Source organism: Paenibacillus sp. FSL E2-0178, assembly GCF_038593005.1.
GTDB lineage: Bacteria > Bacillota > Bacilli > Paenibacillales > Paenibacillaceae > Paenibacillus_AQ > Paenibacillus_AQ phytohabitans.
Window position 1 is genome coordinate 6,354,238 of sequence record NZ_CP151953.1, and the last position, 21,333, is coordinate 6,375,570.

A 21,333-nucleotide genomic window follows, 5' to 3' on the forward strand; every position below is an offset into this window, starting at 1 on the left:
GTACCATTTATTATATACATTGAATTACAGGAGGTTTACTCTTAATACACTCATAAAAGTGAACATAGACCCGCAACCCTCCGAGGTTAGGCTAACAGGTAGATTTCTCGAATTATGGAGTCGGAGAGGGGAATACGCGTGAGTAACAATCAAGGAATACAAGGGATACAAGGAATAGAAGGAATACAAGGGATACAAGAGGATTACCGGGAGATTAGTGAGCGGATTAAGCTGCTGATCGGAGTGAGTTCACGGCTTGTGCTGGTGGAGAATTCTTCTGAGATGATTGAAGGCGGCATCTACATGTGGGACAAGGTTGTCCGGGCAGGCGATGGTGTAAGGGAAGCTCTAATTGAGGATTATATGACACTGGTTACCAGAATGCGCCTGGATTTCGAGGACAAGGATAATCATTGCCATATTAACAGCTTCGATCACAGCTGCAAGACGGTGCTGAATTACCTGAAGCAGGATACGTATGTATGGGAGAATTCGCTGGAAGGCGTGCTGAAGTCTGTGCTGCGGGAACTGACTGTGCAATACTGCATTCTGACTCAGCGTGTACAAGTATAGAGGCCCTGATACGGATTTGCTTGAATTCACGTCTTGAACGCAGGTCTTGGACCCTGGTCCATGGGAGCAGAGAACGCTTGTCTTAGCAAGCGTTCTCTGCTTATTCTGCTGTTACTCGGCAACCAATAGAAACGTCGGCATCGGGGGAACATTCGGAACGGTTGAGACTTCTTGCAGCAGCCGGATTTGCGATTGCACCAGTTCGGTTAGCTTGGGCGGGATCCCTGGAGCCTCTGCTGCTTCCTGCAGGCTCTCCTGCAGGGTGAAGCCCACTTCCCAGCGTCCGTCCTGCAGCAAGGGGGAATGGATGGTATCCTCGGCGGTCACTGTCCACCCGGCTTGTGCGATAAGGTCTCTAAGATCAGCTGGCACGAAAAGAGTGCGGATGTTGGAGCTGCTCCCCTGCTTGAATGCTTCAATCTGGGCCTGGATGAGAGCAGCCAGCAAATGCGGCAGCTGTGCAGTGTCGGTGATCCGGGTATCCCATTCGGCGAAACAGAGCTTCTTGCCCCACCTCCGCGCCTTCTGCAGGACAGCCGCCAGCTGCTGCGAGGACTGGAAATACCACGAGCAATGAGACAATACCACAAGATCGTATGTATGTTCAGGATAGTCCACCTCCGGTGACAGCAGATCCTTCCCGAACTCGAAATGAATCCGGCCGCCAAGCGGTGACTGCTGTAAATGAGCCGCTGCCTGACCCAGGGTCAAGGGAGCGCCGTAATCCGGGGAAGCCTGGTCAATGGCATGAACATATCCGTTCTCACCGGCCATATATGCCAGAACAGCTGTGGTGTCCCCCTGCCCGCAGCCGATCTCCAGAATCTGGTCTCCAGGCGATATCCCCCAGAATTCTGCCAGCCTCAGCCGGTGGGCAGTCTGAATCTCCTGTGTAAGTACATCGCCGCCATGTATGGCCATACAAGCAACAATCTCATCTTGAATGCTCATGTGCAACTCCCTTTCTTCAACTTGACTTTATTGCATAGACAGGGCTAATGTAAGCCTATTGTTATCCGGGTCCGGGATTAACGCAAGCTGTTTCTCCATTTAATGGATTTGTGCCGGAAAAGCAATTACACAGCGCAGAGTAGCAGTCCGCATACAGGGTATATATATTCTAGGAGGTGTCACCAATGAATTGGACAACCAGATTGCAGCAGATCACATTAACTCTCCTTACCGCTAGTCTCCTTACTCTAGGCTGGGGGACCTCGGCTTCTCCGGTGCAGGCGGCGGCGCCGGCGCCAACCCCGGATCCGTCCTGCAGCACGGGAGATCATGGGCTGCTTCAGGAGTTGCAGGCAGCACACAGCGGAGCAGATGCGATCCCACTTAGCTTCTCTGATGTAGAGTTTCTGAGTGCAGATACGGGGCGGGCAGCCGGGAACGGATTCCTGATTGGAACCTCGGACGGAGGCTGCCATTTCCAGAAGATTTATGAAGGGCAGTGGAGCTTTCAACAGATCGACTTCCCTGATAATATCCATGGCTGGGCGCTTGCCGCGGTCAATGACGGTCAGGCTAAATATCTGATCCGGACCACGGATGGAGGCTCTACCTGGAAAAGGCTGTCGAATAGGGCTGTGACCTTTGAGCGGGTGGAGTTTCTGGACAGCAGCAAAGGATTCGGCTACAACCGTGCGTCCACCTATTATACGAATGACGGCGGAGAAAGCTGGAGTCTGATTAAGACCCCTGCGAATACGCGCGGAGCGTATTTCACCAGCCTGAGCAGCGGATGGGCCGTGGTCGTTGTACCGGGCAGCGGGTATCAGGTGATGCGGACGGCAGACGGCGGAACGAACTGGAAGCTGATGCTGAAATCTTCTTACGCTGAACCCTCATTCGGACAAATCTATGCGAACGGCAGTCAGGTGTATGCCGTACTGTACGGCGGTTACGGAATGTCTCAGACTTCGTATTCGCTCTACGGCAGCGCTAACTCCGGCGGCAGCTGGACCCGGGTGATTGCCCAAGAGACGGCTGGAGGCGGTCCGGCTCCGGGAAGCGGCGCGGCCAAGGTGAAGAAGGGGCCCGCTTCGGGCAGCCCCGGCAATCTGGTGGTGATCGGCAAAACAACGGCTTTCCTGGTGGGATTCCAGCCTGCAGCGGAACAAGTGGGGATCGGATTCACCAAGAATAACGGGCAGGCCTGGAGTAATCAGATGACGGTTCCCGGCTTCGAAGGAACGATCTCCTTCACCGATCATAATCAAGGCTGGCTTGCGGTGAGAGACCTGAACAGCTCGACACTTTATGTGACGAAGGATGCAGGTGCCACTTGGACGTCCAAGTTTTCTTTTGAGACTACGGGGCGGTAAGATTTCTCATGAATGAAGATACGGGTGTCGTCCTGGCGAGGGGCGGACCCGTTTTTTTTGTACACCATAGATATATATATATTGATTGAACTGAAAAATGTACATGACTTATAAAGCGGAAGCCTGCGTACGGAGATTATAAAGCGGTTCGTTCGGCATCCGTTCAGCGTCAATGGATAACTGTATTTCCTGCAATTAAAAGACTAAGAAAAACCCGATTTACCGGGCGAAGTGTATTCTGTACAACTAAAATTGAGGAAAGTGTACCTTTATGGCAAAAGTGGATTTTTTAAGTGTACGAACTGCAATTAAAGTTCTCAAGAGTGATTAAAAATCACTTTTAGTTGCAGAAAGTACAGTTAGAGTAGGGGCAAATGTAGTTACGGGGGTTAAATAGCAGATGCCCTGTTTCAATCCAATTTGCAGAATATCTGGTGCTGTGAAAAATTTACCCGTATGCTGGGTAATGAGATAGAGGTGGGAGGTGGAGCATGGTTAAAGCCGTTAAAATACTATGGATCAGCGCTGTTGTGCTGAATATCGCATCAATCGTGTTCTTTTTCATGCTGACGAATCATTGGCTTACCCAGGGATGGGTCATGGATATCATCAGTACGGTAGTGCTGCAAATTGTTGGAATTCCATCGGCGGCTCTGATTGTTGTCTCGCTTTGTATTTTTAAATTTAACTGGAAACCGGCCAGCTGGGTGGGGTACTTAGGGGCTTTAATTATTATTGCTGCGCTGCTGTGGATCGCGGGATATCTGTTCCTTTTTGCATGGCTGTCTATATAGAGGAGCTGGATAAAAGGGAGGGGATGGAAGTGGATAGTCATTACGATCAGGGTGAAGAAGCGTATGCCAGCGGGGATTTCGTTCGCGCGCTTGCACTGTTCACGGAGGAGTGGGAAAGACCAGTGTTTAATCTCGGCCGGGTGTATTTCAGACTGGGGGAGCTGGACAAAGCGTTCCATTATTATGAGACAGCTCTGAGAATGAATCCGGCCAGTGAAGATGCTCTATATTATATGGGAACCTATTATTATGAGGTTGAGGACTATGTCCAGGCGCAGCAATGTTATGAACAATCCTTGAAGCTCAATGAAGCGCAGTCTGAAACGCATCTGAACCTGGGAATGTGTTACGTTAGGATGTCTGATTCCAAGTCGGCCTTCAAGGAGTTTGAGAGAGCCTCTGAACTGGATCCGTCCTTTTATGATGCTGTGCGTAATAAAGGTCTTGTTCTTCTGGAAATGCGTGAATTTAGGGCGGCGCTGGATGCATTCGGGCTGGCGGCCAAAATCCAGCCGGATGAAACGGAGTGCATGACCGGCATCATCTATTGCCATGCTAAACTGAAAGACTATGAGATGGCACTAAGAATAGCCCGTAAACTGCTGGAGCTTGAGCCCGGCAGCAATCAGGCTTTGCGCTTTATTGAGAAGCTGGAGGTCTCGGTGACCAGGCAAATTCATGGAGAGAGTTAAGCGAGGGGCTTATTGGGAACACGGTGAAATTAATACTTTACCGTTCGTTCTCGATATGCTAAGATTGCAAACGTGAGGCGGATAAATTTTTTTTGATAATAGTAGAACGTTCGGTCTCAAAAACAACCAGAAGCCTGATTACACAGTAACAAGTAACAACAAATAAACTTATAACTTAAGGAGTGTTCACGATGGGGAAGCTTGAGGGTAAGGTTGCCTTGATTACAGGAGGGAATAGCGGAATCGGGTTGTCTGCCGCCAAATTGTTTGTTGCTGAAGGTGCTAGAGTCGTTATTACCGGCCGCAATCCGGTATCTTTGCAGGCGGCGGTAGAAGAACTGGGCGCGGAGCATGCCATTGCGGTTCAGGCCGATGCGACAGATCCGCAGAGTGCTGTGACGGCTGTGAATGCAGCCATGGAGGCATTCGGCAGACTGGATGTTGTCTATGCCAATGCAGGCATAGCGGCTTCAACACCACTCGGCAGCACAGACTTGGCTACTTTCGAGGAAGTGCTCAAGATTAATGTGACCGGTGTCTTCTTCACCGTTCAGGCCGCATTGCCTCATCTGAAGGCCGGGGCATCAGTTATTCTGACCGGCTCCGTACTGGCGAAGGCTGGCAGACCTGGCAACTCCGCATACGCCGCCAGCAAAGGGGCGGTCAGCAGCATGACCAAAGTGCTGGCTTCGGAGCTCTCCCCGCTGGGCATCCGGGTTAACAACATTGCCCCTGGCGTGACGCGCACACCCATCTGGGGGCAATCCGCGATGGATAACTGGAGCCAGGTGGAAGCAGGCATGTCGCTTTCCATTCCGCTGGGCCGTGCGGGTGATCCGGAAGAGATTGCCAAGGTGGCGCTGTTCCTGGCCTCGGATGATTCCTCTTATATCCAAGGTGCCGATATCGCTGTAGACGGCGGAGCGGGCAGCTCTCCCCTGGGTGCACCGGTTTACCGGCAGAATGCATAAGCGCGTTTTAATGAGAGAAGCACCTTAACCGGTGCTTTTTTCCGCTTTTCCAATAAGAGGTAATGGGTATACATTGTCGAATAAGACATACATATACAAAAGTATTCACTTTGTGTACGCAGCTGAAAGGAATGTAAACGCTCACAATAGACCCGGGAGGCGAATGGAAGATGGACGGAAGCAAGTCGTTGATCTATCAAATTCTCAAGACGATTGAAGAGGGCAAAGAACCGGTGCTGGAGAACCTGGAGGGTATAACAATCGGGGGATATCATAGTGCACTGGAACAGATTGTGGAGAATAAGCTGGCCAATAATATCAGTTTCTCCCTCAGCGGCAAAGGGAAAAAAGCAGTCCGCGTTGCGAATACGAGCGGCTCTAAACTGACCGCACAAGGCGTTAACTATATTCATGTTCAGGACAGCCGCAGTTACTAGCGCCCGGCGGCAGGAGCGCCTGCTATCTTCGGCTTGAATTTGTTATCCCCTGGCAGCGTCTTGTTGATTGCACAAGAATTAATGCGGTTAATAAAGGGCATGCATGAACTCAGGGGATAAGAAGTATGAGAGGAGGAGCGGCTCCATGGAAGATAAGCGCAAACATAACATCCACATCACTCCGGGGGAAGACGGAGGCTGGGACATTCAGGGGAGCGGAGGCGGGAAACTCAGCCATCACCACACCAAGGAAGAAGTTGAACGCGCCGGTAGAGCAGAAGCGAAGAAGGCTCATACCGAGCTGAAGATTCACAACAAGGATGGCAGAATCTCCGAATCGGTCAGCTATGGCAATGATCCTTTTCCGCCAAAGGGCTGACCACAGGGCAAGCTGAATAAACATAATTAACCGAACACCCGCAGCCAGAGATAACCGATCTCCAGTCTGCGGGTGTTTTTGCTGCGCTTAAGGTGTTTCAATGACAAACAGGAATTAGCTTAAAATCCAACAGTGATGAGGACTAAACTTATGAAGCAAGCTTAGTTTAATCGCCCGTCTCCACAATCCACACCTCAGGCAGATTGCGGAATTGCTCGGCGTAATCCAGACCATAGCCGACAACGAATTCATCGGGAATGTCAATGCCGCAGTATTCGACCGGAACTTCGACCAGGCGGCGGGAAGGTTTGCTTAGAATGGTACAGATACGGACGCTTGCAGCTTCGCGCAGGGCGAACAGCTGCCTCAGATGCTGCAGAGTCAGGCCGGTGTCGATCAGATCTTCGACGAGCAGCACATGTTTGCCGCGGATATCGGTATCGATATCCTTCTTGATCGTGATCACTCCGGAGGAAGTGGAGCTTGCCCCGTAACTGGAAACTGACATGTAATCAATGCCGACCGGAAGGGTGATTTCGCGCATCAGGTCGGACATGAATACAGCGCCGCCCTTAAGAATACCGATTAGTACAAGCTCTTTGCCTTCATAGTCACGCGAGATTTCAGCGCCCAGTTCCTGAACTCTTTGCTGCAGCTGGTCCTTGCTGACCAGAACTTTGGTAATTTGTGTCATGGTTGACGCTCCTTATGGATTAGGATGTGATCAGGAGGATGATCTGTCCTTTTCCTTAAGCATAACATCATGTGCGCCTCCTTCAAAGATCGTTGTGGAGGAAACCAATGTAATCTTCGCCTGCTTCTGCAGTGCCGGAATGGTCAGCGAGCCGCAGTTGCACATGGTTGATTTGATTTTGCTGATACTGAGATCCAGATTATCCTTAAGCCGGCCGGCATAGGGAATGAAGGAATCCACGCCTTCCTCGAACTCCAGCTTGCTCTCTTTGTCGGCATTGCCGAAGTCATAACGCTGCCAGTTGCGGGCGCGGCTCGACCCCTCACCCCAATATTCCTTGACGAAGTTCCCGCCGACCAGCAGCTTGCGTCCGGGGCTTTCATCGAATCTGGCAAAATAGCGGCCCAGCATCACGAAGTCAGCACCCATCGCCAGCGCCAGCACAATATGGTAATCATGGACAATCCCGCCATCGGAACAGATCGGGACATAGATGCCGGTCTGCTCATAATATTCCTGGCGGGCGGCCGCGACTTCAATGACGGAGGAGGCCTGGCCGCGTCCGATTCCTTTTTGCTCCCGGGTAATACAGATGGAGCCGCCGCCGATACCGACTTTGATGAAATCCGCCCCGGCTTCCACGAGGTACAGGAAACCTTCCTTGTCGACGACATTGCCCGCCCCAACCTTCACTTTCTCCCCGAAAGTATCCTTAATATAATGGATGGTTTCGGCCTGCCATTCGGAATAACCGTCAGAGGAATCAATGCACAGGACATCCGCCCCGGCTTCCACCAGCGCCGGTACGCGCTCCTTGTAATCCCGGGAGTTGATGCCCGCGCCGACAATGAGCTGTTTGTTGTCATCATGCAGCTCCAGCGGATACTCCTGATGGCTGTCATAATCCTTGCGGAACACAAGGTGGACGAGATGGCCGCTGGCATTAACAATCGGCAGGCAGTTCAGCTTATGATCCCAGATCATATCATTGGCTTCGGTTAGGGTGATGCCTTCTTCGGCATAGATCAGTGAAGATAACGGCGTCATAAATTCAGTGATCGGGCACTCCGGCGGCAGACGGTTCTCGCGGTAATCACGGCTTGTGACAATGCCCATCAGCTTGCCTGTCGGTTCCCCGTTGTCGGTAATGGCAATGGTGGAGTGGCCGCTGCGCGCTTTCAGCGCCAGTACATCCTGCAGTGTATCCTCCGGCTTCAGATTGGAGTCGCTGAGGACGAAGCCGGCTTTGAACTTCTTGACCCGGCGGACCATCTCGACCTGCTGCTCGATCGACTGCGAGCCATAGATGAAGGAGATGCCGCCGCTTTTGGCCAGAGCAATCGCCATGTTATGGTCGGATACGGCCTGCATGACCGCTGAGGTAACAGGCAGATTCATGGTCAGCGCCGGAGTCTCGCCCTTGCGGAATTTGGTTACTGGCGTCCGGAGATCGACATTCCCCGGGATGCAATCTTTGGTGGTCAGACTGGGCACCAGCAGGAACTCACTGAAGGTTCTTGAAGGCTGCTCATAATAATAAGCCATGGCTTGTCACTCCCCTGCTAAAGTTTCATCAATTCTGCGGTTGTTGATTTATACACTTCATACCTTGGATAGAAACCTTACCGGCACCCCGATGTCCGTTTCCAGCTGCTTGTAGTGTTCCCCTTTGGCCAGAATTGCCTGCACACCGACAAGCTCAATGCCCATAACGGACATTTGCTCAGCGATGCAGCGGATGGTAGCGCCTGAACTAATCACATCATCCAGCAGCAGCACGCGGTCACCGGCGGAGAATCCGTCAAAATAAATATAATTTTCGTTATACGCCGTCTCGCGTTTGATGCTGACCTCGTAATTCTCATACAGCTCCGTGCTGAGGCGCAGGATATTCATCGGCTTCATCAGCTTGTAGGCTGCAAGCATGCCCCAGGTATGCCCGCCCGGTTCAGGCGATACGATGTAATCGAACTCCGGGAATTGTTCCGTAACGGCCTCTGCCAGACTGTCGGTAATCTCGCTGATCAGCTCAGGGGCAATGTAAGTTCCGCGTTCTCCGAAAGGGTACAGCTTAAAGTCATAGGCGGTATCTTTATTCTTGTAGATCCTCACATTCTTGGCTTGGCTGATCGATTCACTTAACCGTGCGTAGGATGCACTCATTGCCCTCACTCCTTCTATTATAGATGCCAAAAACCCCAGGACCAAGAGGCGCAGGACAAGACTGGTACGTCAGGAGGAGAAGCCGGGCATAGCCGTGTTCCCTTCACTGGTTGCTCCAGTGTCTTGTCTGGCCTCTTGTAGCCTGGGGCAATTTACGGTTGCCTGTAGATACGCTCATTCCAAATTAACGAGCTTATACAAGAGATATTTAATTAGATAATATGACATATTAATGACTCGGATAGTTTATGAATGATTGTTTTCGACTACTGTGTTATATAATATTACGCGGTTCATTTGTTATATGCTATCATCCGCAATAATGTGTGTCAACATCTTGTTTTAATGTTATGTAAGGTGACGTGCGTGTGATCGAAATGATTTTTAAGCCGGTTTATTTGTTCCGGACCCTCACCGGATTATATTTAATACAGATAACCTGCGGATTCATAAAAAAACTCTAAATAACCCATTCTAAAGCATGGTGCTTTGGTGGATTTTTATTTATAATAATTATTATCTGCAATTCATAAATAGTTCAAAGGTTTTGTAAAAAGCCGTATTTTGATGTGATATACTTAACACAGCGATTTGAGATCTTGTGAAATTGATACTAATACATGCTAACAAGCAGTAACAGTGCCTACACCAATGAATAGAGATTAGGATGGTGAACAAGCGATGCATATTGTCGTCGTTGGCCTGAATTACCGTACGGCTCCCGTAGAGGTGAGAGAACAGTTCGCTTTTGCCGAGAAGGATCTGCCTGCTGCGCTTCATCAGCTGATGCAGACGAAGAGCGTTCTGGAAGGGGTCGTAGTCGCCACCTGTAACCGGACGGAAATTTATGTGGTCGTGGACCGCCTTCATATGTGCGGATATTTCATCCGCAGCTACATGGAGCAGTGGTTCGGTGTAAAAAGTGATGTATTTGCGCAGCATATGTATATATATGAAGACGAGCAGGCGATTGCCCACCTGCTGCGTGTAACCTGTGGCCTGGATTCCATGGTGATCGGCGAGACGCAGATCCTGGGACAGGTACGCAGTGCTTTTTTGACTGCCCAGGCGGAGGGTGTAACCGGAACGTGGTTCAACCGGCTGTTCAAGCAGGCCGTGACACTCGGCAAACGTGCACATAGCGAAACATCTATCGGCGAAAGTGCGGTTTCGGTCAGTTATGCAGCGGTGGAGCTGGGCAAGCGGATCTTCGGGATGTTTACCGGCAAAAGAGTGCTCATTCTCGGCGCCGGCAAAATGAGCGAGCTGACGGTGAAGCATCTGTACAGCAGCGGCGCGGCTGAGGTTATCGTCGCCAACCGGACGTTGTCCCGGGCGGTGGAACTGGCCGAGAAGTTCTCGGGCAAGCCGAGTACGATTGAGGAAGCGCTGAAGCGTCTGGATGAAGTGGATATTGTGATCAGCTCCACGGGAGCGGACGGTTATGTGCTGACGGCTGCCCAAGTGGCTGAAGGGATGAAGCGCCGGCCGTCACGGCCGCTGTTCATGATCGACATCGCCGTGCCCCGTGATATTGACCCGGCTGCGGCAAGTGTGCCGGATGTCTTCCTCTATGATATCGATGATCTGGAAGGCATTGTGGAGAGCAATCTGGAAATGCGCCGCAGTGAAGCGGCCAAGATTGAAGTGATGATCAGTGAGGCAATGGATGAATTCCAGCTGTGGCTGAAGACGCTCGGTGTCAGACCGGTGATCCGTGCGCTGCAGGACAAGTCGAACGGGATTTATGAAGAAACGATGGACAGTCTGTTCAACAAGCTGCCTGAACTGGATGAGCATCAGCGTAAGGTCATCCGACGCCTGACCAAAAGTATTGTGAACCAGATGATGCATGATCCGATTAATGTCATCAAGGAGTTGTCCGGCGGGAAGCAGGGGAATGAAGCTCTGGAGTACTTCACCCAGATTTTTGCACTGCAGGAGCAGCTGGACCCGGGTCCGGATGACCGTAGTGCTGTACCGGTTGAGGAGGCGCCTGCTGAAATATCCTCCGGCGGAAAGTTCGCGGTGCCGGGGGCGGTGTTTGCTCCGGCCGGCCTGCTGGGCGGGTGAGCGACATGCAACTGCTGAACGGAATATATGATGCCGCTCTGCTGCTATATGCCCTGAGCCTGCTGTTTGTTTTCTCGGATTGCCTTCGGCGCAATCCGGGCGGAAAGCGGCTGGGCACAGGGCTTCTTGCTGTTGTGGGCCTGCTGCAGCTCGCAGGGCTGGCGATCCGCTTCTCCCAGGAGGGCGGTCTGCCGATCTTCACACCGTACGACTTCCTGTTCTGGTTCTCCTTCAGTATGGTGGTGATCTCACTTGCCGTTGCGTACACGCGGGGCGGCGAGTTTACGATTCTGCTGCTCAGCATGGCAGGGTTCAGCGTGTTTCTGCTGAACCGGGTATGGCTGACCGCAGAGGATCATGCCTTGCAGAGCTGGAGTGCGGTGCACGGCTGGCTGGCGATGCATGTGATTTTGGCCAATTTGAGCTTTGCCGCACTGACACTGGGGACCGTATTTGCGATAATGTATTTGTTTCTGCATACCAAGCTTAAGAATAAGAAGTGGGATGACCGTGTCCGCAGGCTCCCAAGCCTGGAGACAATGGACAAATATTCGTATACTGCTATCCTTGCCGGTGTGCCGCTGCTGCTGGCCTCGCTCATTCTGGCAGGCTTATCGATTATTGCGGAAGGGCGGACGCCGCTGTTTCAGGATCTGAAGGTGCTGACTACGCTTATCGGCCTCGGAGTCTACATACTCTATATAGTATTGAAGGTTTCCGGCCGCAGAAGCGGCACTGCGATGGCACGCTGGGCGATCACCGGCTATGGCTTTATCATCCTTAATTTCCTGCTAAATTCATGGTCTGAGTTCCATGGATGGGGCGGGTAGTAGGGCTGTAAGCTGGGTGCTGAAGTGCGGAGGCGGTAGTGTGCTGAAGTGCAGTGGTGGCTGGTGTGCTGAAGTGCAGAGGCGGTAGTGTGCTGAAGTGCAGTGGTGGCCTGAATTGTGCTCGAGAGCACAGGTGGATGAGAAGCAAGGGGTTATGCTGGAATGTACAGGCAAGAAACGGGAAGTTATACGGGCAGGTTGTGGCGGCTATGGAGCGCAGGCAATTGTCTGAAGTGCTATGGTGGCTAATGAGCGAGTTATTGTACTGAAGTGCTATGGGCCTAATGAGAAAGCTTTTCTAGTGCGCTGTCCTGCTGTCCTGCTGTAGTGGCAACCGGGGACTGATTTCTTAGTTGAGCAAGCTGGGTATTGTGGTGTGGAGTATAGTTAATTTTCGGATGCTGGAGTGAGGCGGGATGAGCAAATATTTGCCCATTATGCTGGATGTTCAGGGCAGACTGGTGGTAATGATCGGCGGCGGAACTGTGGCTGAACGTAAAGCGGCTCCGCTGCTGGAGGCAGGAGCGGAGCTGGTGATTGTCAGTCCTGCGCTTAGCGGGACGTTGTCCGCAGCGGCTGCGGAGGGGCGGCTGAAATGGGTCAGCCGCCCCTATGCTCCCGGAGATCTCCAGGGAGCTGTCTTGGTCTATGCCGCCAGCAGCGACAGGGCGGTGAATGAAGCGGTGGCCGGGGAGGCCCGGATGCTGGGCCTGCCGGTCAATGTGGCCAGCCACGCCGAGGCGGGCAGCTTCATCACGCCCGGTATCCTCCGGCGGGGGCGGTTGACGGTTGCGGTCTCGACCTCCGGGGCGGGACCGTCCGCTGCTGCACAGATCACGGCGCAGATCGCCGGGCTGCTAGGCGAGGAATACGAGCCTTATCTGGATTTCCTGTATGAGCTGCGCACCGAAATCAAGCGGCTGGAGCCATCGCCCGAGGTTCGCGCACGGCTGCTCCGGAAGCTGGGGAAGCTGGATGTGTTGAATAAGATGAGACAGGGCACCTTTTTACCATGGACATCAGAGGTTATAGAATCATGGATTGCGTGTAACCGTGAGGAGTAGGCGGAATGATCGGGTGGAGTCGGCCCATCGGGAGGCGTAGATCGAATGAGTGGGTGGAGCAGGTCATCGGGAGGCGTAGATCGATTGATCGGGTGCAGCAGGTCATCAGGAGACGTAGATCGAACAAGCGGATAGAGCAAGCATCAAGTACAACTGCTGCGATTGTGGAGTAAGTTTGCATCTGCTATGGCTGCTTCAAAACTAATTCATCAATCATTAAGACTGCTTCAAAACTAAGTCTGCAAAGACTTAAGCGGCGGCAGAAATTGACTCAAGCTGCCGACAGAATCGTGCAGCTGAAGCTGCTACAAACGAAATGGCGGGCTGATGCCGATGCTGACTGTCCACATATTGAATAGACGATTAAATGGACGAACGGCCGAACGCCGAATGATTAGAGAAATGGACGAATAAGTAGAATAAGTGGATGTGTTTATGACGTTGAACTGGGCGGATTCGCGGGTATGTGACTGGAATGACCAAAGCTGACTGTTGTGCGGTAAAATAGAGGGATAAATCCCTTTGATTCGGGCTAAATCCGCCGAAATGAGCAAATTAGAGGGATAAATCCCTCTAATTCGGGCAAAACCGCCCGAAATGAACAAATTAGTGGTATAAATCCCCTTAATTCCAGCAATAGTGGCCCAGAATGAGCAAATGAAGGGTAAAAGTGCCCTTGATTCCAGCGAAATTGGCGCGAATGAGCAAATGAAGGGCAAAAGTGCCCTTAATTCCAGCAATAGTGGCCCAGAATGAGCAAATGAAGGGTAAAAGTGCCCTTGATTCCAGCGAAATTGGCGCGAACGAGCAAATGAAGGGTAAAAGTGCCCTTAATTCCAGCAATAGTAGCGCGAATGAGCAAATGAAGGGCAAAAGTGCCCTTGATTCCAGCAATAGTGACACAATTGAGCAAATGAGAGGTATCGTGCAGGAAACAGGGCGGGTGCAGGTAACTTGAACAGGGGGAATGGTTCATGCGGAAGATTATTGTGGGCAGCAGACAGAGTGCGCTGGCGCTGACGCAGACAGGGCATGTGATTGCCGATCTGGAGCGGCTTAGCGGGGAGCATGGGTTTGATTTTACTTTTGAGGTGCATAAGATTGTTACCAAAGGCGACCGGATTCTTGATGTCACACTGTCCAAGGTGGGCGGTAAGGGTCTTTTTGTGAAGGAAATTGAGCAGGCCATGCTGGCCAAAGAAATCGATATGGCAGTACATAGTATGAAGGATATGCCTTCCGAATTGCCGGAAGGCTTGATTAATGGTGCAGTACCGAAGCGGGTAGATCCGCGGGACTGCCTGATCTCAAGCAGCGGAGCTGGCCTGGAGGAGCTGCCGCAGGGCGCGCGCGTAGGCACAAGCAGCCTGCGGCGCTCCAGCCAGCTGGCCGCGCTCCGGCCGGATCTGGTAATTGAGCCGGTACGCGGCAATATTGACTCGCGGCTGAAGAAGCTGGAGAACGGCGAATACGACGCGATTCTGCTGGCAGCGGCAGGCTTATCGCGGATGGGCTGGCAAGACCGGGTAACGGCTTATCTGCCGCCGGAGGTCTGCTTGCCTGCTGTAGGCCAGGGAGCACTCGGCATCGAATGCCGTGAGGACGATGAGGAGTTGCGCAAGCTGCTCGCGCTCTACAATGATGAGCGCACCGCTCTTACGGTGACGGCGGAGCGCACATTCCTCGGCGCACTGAACGGCGGCTGTCAGGTGCCGATCGGCGCCTACGCTGTGCTGGACACGGAGGAAGCCGTGACAACGGGAACAACCGGGACTATTCATTCCGGCGGGACTTCTGGAGAAGGCGGCCTGTCAATCACTTTAACCGGAATGGTGGGAACACCGGACGGATCGGTAATCCTTAAAGAAACCTGTACCGGGAAGGATCCGGTGCAGCTCGGTGCGGAGGTTGCCCGCAAGCTGATTGCCAGGGGCGCAGAGAAGATTTTGGCGGATGTAAAGGGACAGGATATTTAGGGATAAGGTGATAGGGGGATGACGGAGATGGCGGGGAAGGTTTATCTTGTAGGTGCAGGTCCGGGGGATGCCAAGCTGATTACGGTTAAAGGTCTGGAGTGTATCCAGAAGGCAGATGTGCTGGTCTATGACCGGCTGGCGAGTCCAAGGCTGTTGAAGTGGATGAAGCCGGGCGGGGAGAAAATATACGTAGGCAAGCTGCCGGACCGCCATACGATGAAGCAGGAGGACATTAATCAGTTGCTTGTCGATCTCGCTCTGGAGGGCAAAACGGTAGTGCGTCTTAAGGGCGGAGACCCGGTGATTTTTGGCCGGGTGGGTGAAGAAGCGGAGCTGCTGCGGCGGCATGGCATCTACTACGAGATTGTGCCGGGTATTACCTCGGCTATCAGCGTCCCGGCGTACGCCGGTATTCCGGTAACCCACCGGGAGGCTGCGTCTTCCCTGTCGATCATTACCGGGCATGAGAGTCCGGATAAGCTGGATCACTCCATTCATTGGGATAAGGTGACGAATGCCACGGGAACCCTGGTGTTCCTGATGGGCGTCGCCAAAATCGGATATATCAGCGCCCAGCTGATGAAGCACGGGCGTCCGCCGGAAACGCCGGTGGCGCTGGTGCGCTGGGGGACACGTGCCGATCAGGAGACACTAACCGGCACGCTTGCCGACATTGAAGCGAAGGTCAAGGCGGCGGATTTCCAGCCGCCGGCCGTTATCGTTGTCGGCGATGTAGTGCTCCAGCGGGAGCACCTCATGTGGGTTGAAGCGATGCCGCTGTTCGGCAAGCGGATTGTGGTGACGCGGGCCCGCAGCCAGGCCAGCGAACTGGTAGACCGGATCGAGGAGCTTGGCGGCGAACCATATGAGTTCCCTGTCATTGAGACGGTTATGCAGCGTGATGCGGACAAGCAGGCTGAGATTGCTTCAGCGCTTGGCCGGCTTCCAGAGTACGACTGGGTGTTCTTCACCAGTCCGAACGGCGTGGACTTCTTCATGCGCCATCTGGCGCAGTTGAAGACGGATCTGCGCGGTCTGCACCGCGCGCGGATATGCGCGGTGGGACCCGGTACAGCTGCGGCGCTTGCCGGGCGCGGGCTGATTGCCGAAGAGCTGCCTGGACGGTTCCAGGCAGAAGGACTGATTGAAGCCTTCGGCGATCAGCTGCAGCCGGGGCAGAAGGTGCTGCTGCCGCGCGGCGATCTGGCGCGCGAGTGGCTGCCCGGCAAGCTGAAGGAGCTGGAGCTGGAAGTGACTGAAGTGGATACGTATGAGACTGTGGTTACTGGTGAAGATGATATTGAACTGGTGAAGCTGCTCGAAGAGAAACGGATTCATGCGGTCACCTTCACCAGCTCTTCCACGGTGCGCAACTTCATCTCTATCCTGAAACGGATGGGCCTGGAAGATCCGCTGACGCTGCTGGCGGGGGTCAAAATCGCCTGCATAGGTCCGGTAACCGAACAGACTGCTGTGGAGGCCGGGTTGACTCCGGGCTTGCTCCCGGACGAAGCGACGATCGAAGGGCTGGTGCAGGAGCTCTGCCGCTGGAATGAAACAACGAGGCTCAGATAACCTGCGGCCTGGTTTCCGCTAATGTAGTCTGGGCCCTGCAATTTTGAACAATGCATTTCAATATTGCATTTTGTGTTTTCATATTCGAATAAGGCTTGAGACAGATAGATGTGTTTAAATACTTACTGTACAGGAGGAAACAGCAATGAGCTTTCCAATAACTAGACACCGCCGCTTGCGCGGTACAGCCGGAATCCGCGGAATGGTGCGGGAGACTGTCCTGAACGTGCTGGACTTTATCCAGCCGATATTTGTAACCTACGGTACCGGTGTGAAGAATGAGATTGGCTCCATGCCCGGCGTGTATCACTTCTCGCTGGATACCCTGAAGGCGGAAGTGGATGAGATTGCCTCCCTGGGAATTCCGGCCGTATTGCTGTTCGGCATTCCCGAAACGAAGGACGCCATCGGCTCCTCCGGATTCGCTGAGGACGGCATTGTGCAGGAGGCTACCCGGCTGATTAAGCAGTGGTATCCCGAGCTGCTGGTTGTCGCCGACACCTGTCTGTGTGAATTCACCGACCACGGCCATTGCGGCATGGTGCATACCCATACGGTAGACGGCGTAGTTCACGGTGATGTTATCAACGATGCTTCACTGGAGCTGCTGATCCGCACGGCGGTATCCCAGGCCCGGGCCGGTGCGGATATTATCGCGCCTTCCAATATGATGGACGGGTTCGTGCAGGCGATCCGCAGCGGCCTTGACGAGAATGGTTTTGAGCATGTGCCGATTATGTCCTATTCGGTAAAATACGCCTCCGCCTTCTACGGCCCCTTCCGTGAAGCAGCAGATTCTGCACCGCAATTCGGCAACCGCAAGACGTACCAGATGGACCCGGCCAATCTGCGGGAAGCGATCCGCGAAGCCGATTCTGATGTACTGGAAGGCGCTGATATGCTGATGGTTAAGCCCGCGCTGGCTTATCTGGATGTCATCCGGACGATCCGCGACCAGTTCGATCTGCCACTGGTGGCTTACAACGTGAGCGGTGAATATTCAATGGTAAAAGCGGCTGCACAGCAGGGCTGGATCGATGAGCAGGCAGTTGTCCTGGAAATGCTGACCGGCATGAAGCGCGCCGGAGCAGATATTATTATTACGTATTTCGCCAAGGATGCAGCCCGCTGGCTGCGCGGCTAGACTATATTCAGCTGTATAATTCAGCAGAGCAGGAGTGAAGAAGCATGGGCAATGTGCCGCTTACACGCAGGGAAGAGGCTTCCCGCACAGCTTTTGAAGAAGCGAAACAGTATATTCCGGGAGGGGTCAACAGCCCGGTCCGGGCGTTCAAATCCGTAGGATTGACCCCGGTTTATGTAGACAGAGGCGAAGGCTCACGTATCTACGATATCGACGGCAACAGCTTCATCGACTACGTCTGCTCGTGGGGACCGCTGATTATGGGGCATGCCCATCCGGAAGTGGTGAAGGCGCTGCAGGAGACTGCGGTTAAAGGGACAAGCTTCGGCGCACCGACACTCCTGGAGACCGAAATGGCCAAGACTGTCGTGGAACGTGTAGCATCGGTGGACATTGTGCGCATGGTGAACTCGGGAACAGAAGCTACGATGAGCGCCATAAGGCTGGCCCGCGGATATACCGGACGCAGCAAAATCCTCAAGTTCGAAGGCTCCTACCACGGCCACGCCGACAGTCTGCTGATCAAAGCCGGTTCCGGGGTTGCCACATTGGGATTGCCGGATAGCCCCGGTGTGCCTGAAGGTGTAGCCATCAATACCATAACAGTACCTTACAACGACCTGGAAGGGGTCAAAATCGCGTTCGAACGTTACGGCAATGAGATTGCCGCTGTGATTGTTGAGCCGATTGCCGGGAATATGGGCGTAGTGCCACCGCTTCCGGGCTTCCTGGAGGGTCTGCGCAAGGTGACGACCGGGTATGGCGCGCTATTGATTTTTGATGAAGTGATGACCGGCTTCCGGGTGGACCGCGGCTGTGCGCAAGGGTTGTACGGTTTGGACCCTGATCTGACCTGCTTCGGCAAGGTTATCGGCGGCGGTCTCCCGGTAGGTGCCTATGGCGGCAAAAGAGAGATTATGGAGCAGATCGCTCCCTCTGGTCCGATCTACCAGGCAGGCACGCTCAGCGGGAATCCGCTGGCCATGGCGGCTGGTTACAGCACGCTGAAGCTGCTGACACCTGAAGTATATACCCGTCTGGAGGTGCTGGGTGCACGTCTGGAAGCGGGCCTTAAGCGTAACGCGCAGGAAACTGGCATCCCTCTCACGATTAACCGTGTGGGCTCTATGGTCTGCCCGTTCTTCACTGAAGGACCGGTTGTCAACTTCGAGACGGCCAAGACCAGCAACCTGGATCTGTTCAAGCGTTATTTCGGCAAAATGCTTGATCAGGGCATCAGCGTTCCCCCATCCCAGTTTGAAGGCATGTTCGTATCCGCTGTGCACAGCGAGCAGGATATTGATGATACGATTGAGGGCCATTATAATGCCCTGAAGTCGCTATGACAGGCGGGCCGGAGGAGTTGTCCGGCACAAGTATCCCTGGTGGAGCGGATGCAGACGCAGGGAATACTGGCGCGGTCATCAGGAACATCACCGGCGGCGGCAAATGGATCCGGCGCGGAGAGTGGCTTCAAGTCATGCCGGGCCGGGTGATTACGGCTGCGGCCGACAGGCAGGCAGCCATTGACGCCTGGCTGCTCGGCACGGCCGGGATGCCGGAGAAGCTGCACGCACGGCTGCGCCGCGAAGGCGGCATCCAGTGGAAGGGCGACCGGCTGATGCTATCCCTGTTCCCTTACCGGGAAGCAGGTATTGAGCCGGTATGGGAGGAGCTTGAAGTACTGTACGAGGATGACTTCTGCCTCGTGGTCCATAAACCGGCCGGCATGGCGGTTCATCCGGATGGCAGCGGAGCAGGCGTAACGCTGGATCATATCGTCGCAGCGCATTACGCCGCTTCCGGCGGAGGAGTAGCCGTCCGCCATATTCACCGCCTGGATAAGGATACAACAGGACCTGTGCTCTATGCGAAGAACGAATACGCCCAGCTTGTGCTGGACGAGGATATGCGAGACAAAACCGTATCCCGCCTCTACGCGGCGATTGTGGAAGGCATTGTGCCGCCTGAGCTTACCGTGATTGATGCCCCGATCGGCCGTGACCGCCATCATGCGGCGCGCCGGCGGGTCTCTCCGGGAGGACAGGCGGCAGTCACGCGAATCATAGGGCGGGAAGCGCTGCCTGGCGGAACTGTGCTGAAGGTGCAGCTGGAGACGGGGCGCACGCACCAGATCCGTGTCCATCTTAGTCATGCGGGCCATCCGCTGTACGGGGATGACCTCTACGGCGGACCCGGCTGGCATACGGCCAGTGTCCGTGCGGGCGGCAGCAAGAACGACAAGCTGCCGCTGCGTACGGAGCCGGGTAAGGTGAAGTCGGCGATTACAGCCTGGTTCGAAGAGCAGGAGAAGGCGGGCATTACACCGGGACTTCAGGAGCCAGGCAAGCTGGCTGGTCCGGGCCGGCCGGAGATTAAGCTTAAGGCCAAGGCGAAGCCGGCAGGTGCAGACCGGCAGGCGCTGCATGGCGAGAAGCTTATTTTTGCCCACCCCTGGACCCGAAGCAGGGTTGAAGTATCCGATCCATGGCCGGAGGATATGCGGAAGCTTCGCATGCAATTAGGCGGGGAGCCGCTGAACTAGTATAACGCTTAGGAGTATGCGGCATGCTTAATTGCACTTTGTACAACTAAATCGGCTGAATAGTAACCGGTTATCCGTTTAGTTGTATTTCGTGCAATTAAACTGCCGGTTATAGAAGATTTTCACCGATTCGTGCGAATTTAGTTGTACAGAATACAGTTATAAGCGGCAAGCAGCTCTTTTCGCTGTTTTTAATTGTACATAATACAACTATCACCGAGTTTCCATTTGAAATGGAATTTCATATAGCAGCTGATCGTCATCCGCGAAGCTATGTAAATTAACCAAGCAGCGATTCTCCCATAGGAGGTTGCTGCTTTTTTTTGCTTTCTGCAGAACAGTCTGATAGAAGTGACAGAGATTGGCAGAACGAGGCCAACGCCGCTATTTCTTCTCCAGCTCTTGCTGGTCTGTTACCCAAGCCTATCCGGCTGTAAATATTCCGGCGGAGCGCAGGGTCCCGCTGATACATTTCCGCGTTGCTGTTCGTCTTACTGTAAAGGAGATGAGTCTATGAGACAGAGTCGCAGAGTAATCCTGGCAACAGCACTGGGTGCAGCGGTTATTGCCACCGGACTGATACTGGCCGCACAGTTGAACAGCAAATACGGCATTTTGAGTATGGCTGCCCAGTTCCAGAGCTTCAAGGTGACAGTAAACAATGAGTCAGACTTTGATCTGAGCATCCTTGAGACTGGTGTGGTTACGAACGCAGCTGCCGGTGCCTCCACAGATGAACTAGGGAAAACGCTCAGCAGCGGAAAAACAATCAAAATCAGACCCCGTCTTAGCTTAAGCGGCGAAGGGGGCATTTATCTGAAATATACAGATCCAAGGGCGCCGGAGGTAGCTCAAACTGTTGGAATATGCTCCTACACCGAATCTTTATCCGGATATTCCAAGGTTACGATAACGAATAATAAAGTGACTGTGAAAGAGAATTGCAGCTGATATTGTTGCTGATATTATGGGGGCGATCTGCTTTTTAGCGCGTTTCACCTCCAGTTATCCCTTCATTTCCCTGTTAAAATTACATATCCCAATTATTTGCAGTTTACTAGTAACATTTGTAACAGACGGATATCCAATATATTGATAA

The 21,333-nt window shown here is 53.4% G+C and carries 20 protein-coding genes, 1 pseudogene and 1 riboswitch; of the genes and pseudogenes, 17 read left to right on the forward strand and 4 right to left on the reverse strand.

Features of this window, described 5'->3' with window-relative positions:
• Window positions 1-138: 138 nt before the first annotated feature.
• A complete protein-coding gene (locus MHI42_RS27620) occupies window positions 139-573 on the forward strand; it encodes a hypothetical protein (RefSeq protein WP_342421260.1) in 435 nt (144 codons plus the stop codon).
• 111 nt (window positions 574-684) lie between these two features.
• On the opposite strand, the gene MHI42_RS27625 is transcribed toward MHI42_RS27620, so the two are convergent.
• Window positions 685-1,524 carry a methyltransferase domain-containing protein gene (locus MHI42_RS27625; RefSeq protein WP_342421261.1) on the reverse strand — a complete coding sequence of 280 codons (840 nt, stop codon included), beginning with the start codon at window positions 1,522-1,524 and terminating at the stop codon, window positions 685-687.
• A 185-nt stretch (window positions 1,525-1,709) separates the two neighbouring features.
• On the opposite strand from MHI42_RS27625, the gene MHI42_RS27630 reads away from it, so the two are divergent.
• From MHI42_RS27630 to MHI42_RS27655, 6 genes are all read left to right on the forward strand, one after another.
• A complete protein-coding gene (locus MHI42_RS27630; RefSeq protein ID WP_342421262.1) occupies window positions 1,710-2,897 on the forward strand; it encodes a hypothetical protein in 1,188 nt (395 codons plus the stop codon).
• Between the two features lie 491 nt (window positions 2,898-3,388).
• Window positions 3,389-3,691 (forward strand): hypothetical protein, encoded by a 303-nt coding sequence (locus tag MHI42_RS27635; RefSeq protein ID WP_342421263.1) that lies wholly within the window; start codon window positions 3,389-3,391, stop codon window positions 3,689-3,691.
• Between the two features lie 29 nt (window positions 3,692-3,720).
• Window positions 3,721-4,383, forward strand: coding sequence for a tetratricopeptide repeat protein (locus MHI42_RS27640; protein WP_342421264.1), 663 nt, complete (start codon window positions 3,721-3,723; stop codon window positions 4,381-4,383).
• Window positions 4,384-4,574: 191 nt separating this feature from the next.
• Window positions 4,575-5,354 (forward strand): glucose 1-dehydrogenase, encoded by a 780-nt coding sequence (locus MHI42_RS27645; protein ID WP_340985593.1) that lies wholly within the window; start codon window positions 4,575-4,577, stop codon window positions 5,352-5,354.
• Window positions 5,355-5,524: 170 nt separating this feature from the next.
• A complete protein-coding gene (locus MHI42_RS27650) occupies window positions 5,525-5,791 on the forward strand; it encodes a hypothetical protein (protein ID WP_042139617.1) in 267 nt (88 codons plus the stop codon).
• 145 nt (window positions 5,792-5,936) lie between these two features.
• Window positions 5,937-6,170, forward strand: a complete 234-nt coding sequence (locus MHI42_RS27655; RefSeq protein ID WP_342421265.1) for a DUF2188 domain-containing protein — start codon at window positions 5,937-5,939, stop codon at window positions 6,168-6,170.
• Window positions 6,171-6,336: 166 nt separating this feature from the next.
• Here the strand turns inward: MHI42_RS27655 and hpt are convergent, their stop codons facing one another.
• Genes hpt through MHI42_RS27670 form a run of 3 tightly spaced genes read right to left on the reverse strand, consistent with a single transcriptional unit; the run spans window position 6,337 to window position 9,027 of the window.
• Window positions 6,337-6,864 (reverse strand): hypoxanthine phosphoribosyltransferase, encoded by a 528-nt coding sequence (gene hpt / locus MHI42_RS27660; RefSeq protein WP_171718289.1) that lies wholly within the window; start codon window positions 6,862-6,864, stop codon window positions 6,337-6,339.
• Window positions 6,865-6,894: 30 nt separating this feature from the next.
• Window positions 6,895-8,409: an IMP dehydrogenase gene (locus MHI42_RS27665; RefSeq protein ID WP_342421266.1), complete on the reverse strand. Its 1,515-nt coding sequence runs from the start codon at window positions 8,407-8,409 to the stop codon at window positions 6,895-6,897.
• Window positions 8,410-8,466: 57 nt separating this feature from the next.
• The gene (locus MHI42_RS27670) at window positions 8,467-9,027 is read right to left on the reverse strand and encodes a phosphoribosyltransferase (RefSeq protein WP_171718288.1); all 561 of its coding nucleotides are present in this window, start codon (window positions 9,025-9,027) and stop codon (window positions 8,467-8,469) included.
• Between the two features lie 118 nt (window positions 9,028-9,145).
• Window positions 9,146-9,248, reverse strand: a riboswitch (purine riboswitch).
• 460 nt (window positions 9,249-9,708) lie between these two features.
• Between MHI42_RS27670 and hemA the strand changes: the two genes are divergently transcribed.
• From hemA to MHI42_RS27720, 10 genes and pseudogenes are all read left to right on the forward strand, one after another.
• A complete protein-coding gene (gene hemA, locus MHI42_RS27675; protein WP_342421267.1) occupies window positions 9,709-11,100 on the forward strand; it encodes a glutamyl-tRNA reductase in 1,392 nt (463 codons plus the stop codon).
• 5 nt (window positions 11,101-11,105) lie between these two features.
• Window positions 11,106-11,930, forward strand: coding sequence for a cytochrome c biogenesis protein CcsA (gene ccsA, locus MHI42_RS27680; RefSeq protein WP_039308088.1), 825 nt, complete (start codon window positions 11,106-11,108; stop codon window positions 11,928-11,930).
• Window positions 11,931-12,346: 416 nt separating this feature from the next.
• Complete coding sequence (locus tag MHI42_RS27685; RefSeq protein ID WP_342421268.1) at window positions 12,347-12,994, forward strand: NAD(P)-dependent oxidoreductase; 648 nt, start codon at window positions 12,347-12,349, stop codon at window positions 12,992-12,994.
• A gap of 760 nt (window positions 12,995-13,754) precedes the next feature.
• Window positions 13,755-13,952, forward strand: coding sequence for a hypothetical protein (locus tag MHI42_RS27690; RefSeq protein ID WP_342421269.1), 198 nt, complete (start codon window positions 13,755-13,757; stop codon window positions 13,950-13,952).
• A 16-nt stretch (window positions 13,953-13,968) separates the two neighbouring features.
• Entirely contained in the window at window positions 13,969-14,970 is a 1,002-nt protein-coding gene (gene hemC / locus MHI42_RS27695) for a hydroxymethylbilane synthase (protein WP_342421270.1), read from the forward strand.
• A 27-nt stretch (window positions 14,971-14,997) separates the two neighbouring features.
• Window positions 14,998-16,545, forward strand: a complete 1,548-nt coding sequence (gene cobA, locus MHI42_RS27700; protein WP_340985612.1) for a uroporphyrinogen-III C-methyltransferase — start codon at window positions 14,998-15,000, stop codon at window positions 16,543-16,545.
• A gap of 145 nt (window positions 16,546-16,690) precedes the next feature.
• On the forward strand, window positions 16,691-17,689 hold the full coding sequence (gene hemB, locus MHI42_RS27705) for a porphobilinogen synthase (protein WP_342421271.1): 999 nt from the start codon (window positions 16,691-16,693) through the stop codon (window positions 17,687-17,689).
• Between the two features lie 44 nt (window positions 17,690-17,733).
• The gene (gene hemL, locus MHI42_RS27710) at window positions 17,734-19,035 is read left to right on the forward strand and encodes a glutamate-1-semialdehyde 2,1-aminomutase (protein WP_039300562.1); all 1,302 of its coding nucleotides are present in this window, start codon (window positions 17,734-17,736) and stop codon (window positions 19,033-19,035) included.
• Between the two features lie 86 nt (window positions 19,036-19,121).
• Window positions 19,122-19,883 (forward strand): annotated as a pseudogene (locus tag MHI42_RS27715) (RNA pseudouridine synthase); the annotation flags it as partial.
• A gap of 864 nt (window positions 19,884-20,747) precedes the next feature.
• Window positions 20,748-21,185, forward strand: a complete 438-nt coding sequence (locus tag MHI42_RS27720; protein ID WP_342421272.1) for a hypothetical protein — start codon at window positions 20,748-20,750, stop codon at window positions 21,183-21,185.
• The last annotated feature ends 148 nt before the right edge of the window (window positions 21,186-21,333 follow it).